Below are 7,802 nucleotides of genomic sequence, written 5' to 3'. Positions count from 1 at the left end.
CCACTTGATATATAATCCTACGATATCAAGTATTGAATTAAGACTATTGCCAACGCGAAAACCAAGCAATGATAGCGGTAGTCTTTCTTGTAAATCTTAACTTGAGAAATATCGCGTCTGGCTAAGGCGTGCAAGTCTACACCAGGGATAACCGCTCCCATGCTCCCGTTGAAGTAGAAAGTAAAGTCTAGCTTTGTCTAGGTTTTATATAGCAGAAAATGGGAAATTAACCATTACAAAACTTTAAATACAGACATCATGGCAAAAATCCAGTTTTGCAGAGGAATCGACGAGGAAGTAATTCCAGAAGTACGCTTAACCCGCTCGCGCAGTGGCGACAGTGGGACAGCAACGTTTATTTTCACCAATCCGCGCATTTTAGATCAAGGTAACACGGAGGAAATCACCGGGATGTACTTGATTGACGAGGAAGGAGAAATTATTACCCGAGAAGTTAAGGGTAAGTTCATCAACGGGAAGCCAGAAGCCTTAGAAGCTGTTCATCTGATGAAATCTGCTGCAGAATGGGAGCGCTTTATGCGCTTCATGGAACGCTATGCGGCAGAAAATGATTTGGGATTTAACAAGGCTCAATAGATATCCGATATACAGCAGATTTCATCTGAGTAGGTACAAGGGCGGGCAAGATGCCCACCCCATAGAAGTTTTATCATTTGATGGAATTGGTATAACGCAACCGACAAGATACATTTAATCTGACACTTGCGTAAGTCCTATAATCAAAAAAACTCCCTATATTAGGGAGTTTGTATTTTGTTAAATGATTTTCTCAAAAGTTGTGAAATTTTAAAAAGTGGCGATCGCTACACAAATAACAGCCAAAATGCCAGCGATCGCATAAAATACCCTTACCACTTGTAATTCCGACCACCCGCTTAATTCTAGGTGATGGTGTAGGGGAGCCATTTTCAATAAACGCTTTCCTTTCCCATCAGGACCCTTGGTAGCTTTGTAATAACCCACCTGGGCAATAACTGAAATAGTTTCCACAAAGAAAATACCACTGAGAATAAACAGTGCTACCAAACTATTAGTTAGTAAAGCTACAGCAGCTAAAGCTCCGCCCAGTGCTAAGGAACCAGTATCACCCATAAACACCCGTGCTGGGTTACGATTATGGGCTAAGAAACCTAAACAACCGCCACTTAATGCGGCACAAAAAACCATTAATCCCGGGTAAGCGGGGGCGATAACAGAACCTAAGCCTAATAAAGCGATGGCCACGGTTCCCGCTGCTAAACCATCAACACCGTCAGTTAAATTAGTTGCATTACTTTCTGCGACCAGGACAAAGCCAGCCAAAGGCCAGAATAAATATCCTAAAGGTAGTGTAAAGCTCACCCAGGGTAAAGCAATATTTGTAATTTGAGAATTATGATTAAACATCAGCCACAGACAAAACAGGGCTGCAAATACAATTTGCAAAGCCAGTTTCATTTTGGGTGATATCCCTTTATTTGATTTGCGACGCAGAATTTGCCAGTCGTCAAGCCAACCTACAAATCCATAACTGAGAGTTAAAGCACAGACCCCAAGGACTTCTGTGGCAAAATTAGATAATATACAGGCGATCGCCACAGATACCGGTACAAAAAATATACCCCCCATAGTTGGCGTACCAGCTTTCTTTAAATGGGCTTGTGGTCCATCTTCGCGGATAATTTGGCCAGTTTTCCAGGCTTGTAACATTGGGATTACTAAAAATCCCATAGCAGATGTACTCAGCGCTCCTAGCAACAATGGTAACGTAAGTGACATACCTTGCCAGGGCGTTCTCTGTCCTAGCCAATCCAAGCTCAATGCTGCTACACTGAGGGCTATAACTAAACCAAAAGCTAAGCTAATACCCGAAATATTTGACCCTTGGTTAGGAGATAATTTAGCGTCCACAGAAATTTCCTTCACTCCACACTTAACAGAACATAGATATTACCCAGCACTGCACGGAAAAACCGAGATAAATTTCTGACAAAAACATCAATGAGTTTTGATTTGACTTTTTCGCCGATGTGCTATGGTAATACTACCCAGGTTGACTAGGCTAGTCTTCGTCTACGCCAAGATCACTACCATCATCAATGTCGTAATCATCTATTCCGTCTTCTGAACTCAAGAAATCTGATATTTCTTCTTCTTGTTGTGAATAGTCGGTTTCTTGAACAGTACGCGCTACAAGCCTTCCTTGATTTTGTAACCAGTCCAACATAGAAGATTCTTGCTTTAATGGAATTACTGGCGCACGTTGGTTCCGGGGTTCTTCACTTAATGGAGAGTTCAGCATATCTACCAAAACACAAAAAGATCATGTAACTAGACATTAAGAAGTCTATCACTGACAAGGGATATTTTAATTATCCATTCAAGTCGTAGTTAATAAATCCGTAAACTGGCAGAAATAATTTATTGAATAGTCTTATAAGAACCACCCAAATTGCACGAGTATCATGTCATAATCTATACTGTTGGCTGAAAGTAGATCAATCCTGATGATTTTTGAGGTGATAGACCATGCTCGGTAAAGCTAATCTCATTGATGCGATCGCCGGTACTAATCGCGGTTTACTAGCCACTGAACCACAAAAACAAGCTATCTTAGCAGCCATCGCCAATTTAGAAGACTTCAATCCTACCCCTCGCCCCTTAGAAGCGACGGATTTACTCAATGGTGATTGGCGGTTAATCTATACAACCAGTAAAGCTCTCCTAAACCTGGATCGCATACCGTTATGTAAGCTGGGACAAATTTATCAGTGTATCCGGGTCAACACTGGCAGTATTTACAATATAGCCGAGATTTATGGCTTACCTTATCTGGAAGGATTAGTAAGTGTAGTTGCCAAATTTGAACCAGTTTCGGAGCGACGTGTACAAGTCAAGTTTGAGCGATCCATTTTGGGTTTAAAACCTTTAATCGGTTACAGTTCTCCCGCCAGTTTTATTCAACAAATTGAATCCGGTAAAAAGTTTACGGCTATTGATACCTCCTTAAACAGCGAGCAACAGCAAGGCTGGCTAGATATTACTTATATAGATAGTGATTTACGCATTGGCAGGGGTAACGAGGGTAGTGTGTTTGTTTTGAGTAAAACATAAATCTTATTACATCCGTTGCATTTGCCAACGAAAATACCCTGCCTTCGGTTTTTTGTCAAGATGGGTCTGATACCTTGTCAGGTTTCGGCTGTCAATGGAGGAATACTTAACCCCGTTTCAGATAAATAACTTAACAAAGCCTCTAGGAAACAGCTGGACAATGTAAAGTGAAATCAATTAGCCCTAATATATCCATCATTAAAAGGGAAGATACTTATGGTTCAACGTGGTTCTAAAGTGCGTATTCTCCGCCCCGAATCCTACTGGTTTCAGGATGTAGGCACAGTGGCTTCTATTGACCAAAGCGGCATTAAATACGCAGCAATTGTCCGGTTTGATAAGGTGAATTACTCTGGTCTCAACACTAATAACTTTGCCCTAGATGAATTACTTGAGGTAGAACCACCAAAAGCTAAAGCTAAAAACTAAGCGGCAGAGCAATAAAGGTAATAATTTGATGGGATGCTGAATGATATAGCTTAAATCCTATATCATTCACCAGCCTACCCTCAAAGGTAAACGATATAGCTTAAATGCCTGAACTGCCTGAAGTTGAAACAATCCGCAGGGGTCTAAACCAATTTACCCTGCACCGCAAAATTACGGGTGGGGATGTGTTGCTAAACCGCACCATTGCCTACCCGTTTTCTGTAAATGAGTTCATTTGTGAAATTACAGGAAGTGCGATCGCCGCTTGGCATCGTCGTGGTAAATATCTTTTAGCGGAACTCACCCCCTCACCCCAGACTCCGTCGTTAGGGGTTCATCTCCGCATGACCGGACAGCTATTATGGCTACATCAAGACGAACCATTACACAAGCACACCAGAGTGAGGCTATTCTTTGAAAACCAGCAAGAATTACGCTTTGTTGACCAGCGCACCTTCGGTCAAATGTGGTGGGTTCCCCCAGGAGTAGCAGTAGAAAGTATAATTACCGGTTTAGGGAAACTAGCCGTAGACCCTTTTTCGCCTCAATTCACCCTTGAGTATTTCGCCGATAAATTACAAAATCGCCGCCGTCCTATTAAAACAGCACTATTAGATCAATCAGTGGTGGCGGGTTTAGGTAATATTTACGCTGACGAAGCACTATTTAAAAGTGGAATTTTACCTGTAACCCTGTGTATGGATTTGCAGTTACAGCAAATTCAACGTTTACACACAGCTATTATTCAAGTATTAGAAACCAGTATTGCAGCTGGGGGTACAACCTTTAGTAATTTCCTCAACGTTCAAGGGGTTAACGGTAATTATGGCGGTGTGGCTTGGGTATATAACCGCACTGGCGCACCCTGTCGAGTTTGTGGTACTCCCATAGAGCGAATTAAATTAGCCGGGCGTTCCAGTCATTTTTGCCCCCAATGTCAGAGTTAGTAGAGAGGCTGGGAATGGGGTGTAAACAAACCAGCAATAAATTCTTAAGTGAATTTGCATCTGACCACAAGTTAAAATCCTGTTAAAACCAATTCAAGAGGAAATTTATGGCAGTTAAAAAAGGGGATATGGTTCGCGCTGTCCGCGAGAAGCTGGAAAATAGTTTGGAAGCACAAGCCAGCGATCCTCGCTTTCCTTCATATTTGTTTGACAGCAAGGGCGAAATTGTCGATGTTAAGGGTGATTACGCCTTGGTAAAATTTGGGAAAGTACCAACGCCAAATATTTGGTTACGCTTAGACCAGCTCGAAGAGTTTAACTAAGTCTGTTGACACTCCCCCGCTAACCGCTCTCCCAACCTCTCCTCCGCAAGCACAGAGGCTTTAAAGGTTGATTTTTGCATGGAAATAAGTAATGATTATGCGACTTTGTAAAGCGCAGAAGAGTTGGGGAGGGGTTGATGGAATTCACCTTGAAAAACCATAAATTCAGATATCCTATTTGATTTATAAAAACTAGGAGTTTCAGATCCCCGACTTCTTAAAGAGGTCGGGGATCTAAGTCTTCATAAGTAAAAGTTTTTTATAGCTAAGACGACAAAATAATATTACCATAAAATGAATAGTCATATAGGACACTGGGCATGGCTGCAGAAGAAAAAGGTTTAAAGGATACTCAAGCTAAAACACGCGTGCTGCTGGCGTTGTGGGATATGGGAGCAGTGGAGGGAGAGGTTAACCAGGGTCAACTCACTAAACGAATTGTCACTAAGGGTAAGAAGGTAGGAGACTATCGGCACATATTTAAAGATTTGGAAACGGCTGGAGCAATTTCTATTTCTAAAAAGAAAATTTCTCTCACCTCTCCCATAGGTTTGGAGATGTTGGGGGAGGGTTTGAGCAGTGGTGATTTTCAGTTTGAGGGGACTATTGTCGGCACCTGGGTAGCCAATGCGTTGCTGCGGTGGATTAGTCAGATGAATGGGGGATCAACTCTATCTGTTCTTGCGAGTGATGGGGTGAAGTTGGCGGTTATTTCTTCCTACGAAGAATTTAAATCTGTGGCATTAGAAGTTTACGACCAACTCAATCAGAACTACAACTTAGATGATTTAGTGCCTATTTATCGCATCAGGAGAACCATAGGGGAGCGGGTGAGCCGTGAAAACTTCAACACCTGGTTGATCGAAATGCAAGCTGAGGACATTTTGCAGCTGATTACTGGAGAAATAGCAGACTTTACCCCTGATAAACGAGAAGACTCGATATCTATGGAAGGTACACAACTACGTTCCTATGCTCAACGCCTGAGTTAATCAAATTGCTTCCACACTGTGTAGTTCCTCCCACGACATTTATTCATCATGACAAATACCCCTATTTCTTCCATAGAAGCCGTTAACGCCGCTATTAAAAATCATAATCCCTTTACTAACGCTGGTATCGTTAAAGAACAGGACGTATGGGGAAAGGGAGTCCCCGATGTACCAACCTTAAATGCTCATGCTTCTAATAAAGTCTTTGAAGCCATTGAATTTGTGCGAACAAGTCAATTGAGCCAAGATAAAGTGACTTCCATTGTGATCACTGCACAACAGGGAGTTGGTAAAACTCATCTTCTCAGCCGCATTCGTCATCAATTAGAAACAAAAGGCGGTGCTTTATTTGTCTATGCAGGTGGTAATAATTATACAGACTTAAATCTGGTGAAGTACCAATTTCAGCAAACCTTAGCAGATAGTCTGAGTGAAACTGGTAGTCAAGGGGTAATGCAGTGGCAGGAAGTAGCCGCAGCCATGGCCAACGAAACTAGAGGTGACAATTGCCCCCAATCAGCAGAGTTAGTTAAAAAGTTTGACCAAGCATATAAAAAGAGTTTGGACAAAAACAAAAATCTCATGAATGCCTTGCAAGCACAAGTGCTGAAAAATAAACCCAATGCAGATCCCTATATTCTCCGGGCTATTTTGTGGACACTCTCAGAAACTCAAGCACCTTTTGCTATCAGATGGTTATCTGGTGAAGAATTAGCCCAGGTCAATGCTGATGAGTTGGGTTTACCTAATTCTCCTAAAAGCAATCAAGACAAAGAAGCTGAAGCCCTGAAAAATATTCAGCAAGTCTTGAATTTAGTTAGTTTCTATAATCCGGTTATTATTTGTTTTGACGAGATAGATGTTAAAAACAACTCCACTGAAGATGGCTTACCCACTGAAAGCGTAATTGCTAATTTGGTGAAAATTCTCCATGATACTCTGGAAAACTCCGAACTTAGTCAAGGAGTTGTTTTTCTCACAGTAATGCTACCGGAAACATGGAGAGAAAAGGTAAATTTAATACCAGGTGGTACCCCTGATAGAGTCTCAAAATTTACTCAAAGAAAACCAATAGAATTAAAATATGTTAGTAGCGATTCTATGGTGGACTTAGTTACTGTTTGGCTTCAGGAATTTTATCATTCAAAACAATTAATTCCTCCTCATTCACTTTACCCATTTACAGAAGGTGAACTGAGAGAATACGGCAAAAATAAACCAACTGTCAGAGAAGCTTTGCAATGGTGCGCCAAGAATTTTAAAGTGGATGAGCTACCCCCAGACCCACTGTCACGGTTTGAACTGGCATTTAGAAAAGAAAGTAATCTCAATGCTGAAGATTACTTACAGGATAATAATATGCTGGCTGAGGCTCTATGTTTTGGTTTTGAGACATTGATCAATCATACCTTAGAAGGAGTAAAAATTGAGGAGATTATCCGGGATATCAAGCCTAAATCACAGAATAAAAATTGGATAAAGTTTAAAATTGTTGGTACTGAGAATGGCGCAGCGGTGAAAATTGGCGTGTCTGTAATCCAGGATTCTCGAACTGCATTATGTGCTGGATTAAAACGTTTAATTGATTATCAAACATTTGATTTGACTCGTGGTTGTTTAGTGCGATCGCAAGACAAGATCCAAAAAATGAAGCAAAATTCTGAAGCCTATAAATTACTGGAGGAACTCATATCCCAAAAAGGAGGGGAACACGTCGATTTAATAGAAGAACAAATTCGCCCACTGATCGCAATTTACTCTATTTACCAAAAGTGCTCAAACTATGATTTAACAGATGCACAAATTTTCGATATCATTACTCAAAATAAAATTACCATTGATAATCTTCTATTACGAGAGATTTTAAGCGATCCATCAGGCATATTACCAGATGCTGATGATAGCGATATTTTAGATGAACTATTTGATCCTACAAATTTAAGTGAAACAGATGAATCAGACGAGTCAGACGAATTAAGCGATTTGTATAGTTAATC

Annotated in this window: 9 protein-coding genes; 7 read left to right on the top strand and 2 right to left on the bottom strand. The window is 41.0% G+C overall.

Translation table 11 applies throughout. The annotated features are described in order from the left end of the window. The first annotated feature begins 258 nt into the window (after nucleotides 1–258). Nucleotides 259–597, top strand: a complete 339-nt coding sequence (gene psb28 / locus PN457_RS05790) for a photosystem II reaction center protein Psb28 (RefSeq protein WP_271731933.1) — start codon at nucleotides 259–261, stop codon at nucleotides 595–597. Nucleotides 598–807: 210 nt separating this feature from the next. Here psb28 and mraY read toward each other — a convergent pair whose 3' ends face one another. Next, nucleotides 808–1,911 (bottom strand): phospho-N-acetylmuramoyl-pentapeptide-transferase, encoded by a 1,104-nt coding sequence (mraY, locus tag PN457_RS05785; protein WP_271731931.1) that lies wholly within the window; start codon nucleotides 1,909–1,911, stop codon nucleotides 808–810. A gap of 151 nt (nucleotides 1,912–2,062) precedes the next feature. After that, complete coding sequence (locus PN457_RS05780; protein WP_271731929.1) at nucleotides 2,063–2,302, bottom strand: DUF3134 domain-containing protein; 240 nt, start codon at nucleotides 2,300–2,302, stop codon at nucleotides 2,063–2,065. Between the two features lie 227 nt (nucleotides 2,303–2,529). Here PN457_RS05780 and PN457_RS05775 point away from each other — a divergent pair, with 227 nt between their 5' ends. The 6 genes from PN457_RS05775 to PN457_RS05750 all read left to right on the top strand — a co-directional run bounded on the left by PN457_RS05775 (nucleotide 2,530) and on the right by PN457_RS05750 (nucleotide 7,800). Next, entirely contained in the window at nucleotides 2,530–3,114 is a 585-nt protein-coding gene (locus PN457_RS05775; RefSeq protein WP_271731928.1) for a PAP/fibrillin family protein, read from the top strand. A gap of 216 nt (nucleotides 3,115–3,330) precedes the next feature. After that, nucleotides 3,331–3,543 (top strand): photosystem I reaction center subunit IV, encoded by a 213-nt coding sequence (locus PN457_RS05770; RefSeq protein ID WP_271731926.1) that lies wholly within the window; start codon nucleotides 3,331–3,333, stop codon nucleotides 3,541–3,543. 104 nt (nucleotides 3,544–3,647) lie between these two features. After that, nucleotides 3,648–4,490 (top strand): DNA-formamidopyrimidine glycosylase, encoded by an 843-nt coding sequence (locus tag PN457_RS05765; RefSeq protein ID WP_271731924.1) that lies wholly within the window; start codon nucleotides 3,648–3,650, stop codon nucleotides 4,488–4,490. A 107-nt stretch (nucleotides 4,491–4,597) separates the two neighbouring features. Next, nucleotides 4,598–4,813: an NAD(P)H-quinone oxidoreductase subunit O gene (gene ndhO, locus PN457_RS05760; RefSeq protein ID WP_271731922.1), complete on the top strand. Its 216-nt coding sequence runs from the start codon at nucleotides 4,598–4,600 to the stop codon at nucleotides 4,811–4,813. A 320-nt stretch (nucleotides 4,814–5,133) separates the two neighbouring features. Continuing rightward, a complete protein-coding gene (locus tag PN457_RS05755; RefSeq protein ID WP_271731921.1) occupies nucleotides 5,134–5,805 on the top strand; it encodes a hypothetical protein in 672 nt (223 codons plus the stop codon). 48 nt (nucleotides 5,806–5,853) lie between these two features. Then, on the top strand, nucleotides 5,854–7,800 hold the full coding sequence (locus PN457_RS05750; protein ID WP_271731920.1) for a P-loop NTPase fold protein: 1,947 nt from the start codon (nucleotides 5,854–5,856) through the stop codon (nucleotides 7,798–7,800). The last annotated feature ends 2 nt before the right edge of the window (nucleotides 7,801–7,802 follow it).

The organism is Anabaenopsis arnoldii (genome assembly GCF_028331025.1).
In the GTDB taxonomy this organism is placed as follows: domain Bacteria; phylum Cyanobacteriota; class Cyanobacteriia; order Cyanobacteriales; family Nostocaceae; genus Anabaenopsis; species Anabaenopsis arnoldii.
The sequence above is the reverse complement of the archived record's forward strand: the minus strand, read 5'-3'. Positions and strand labels throughout refer to the sequence as shown.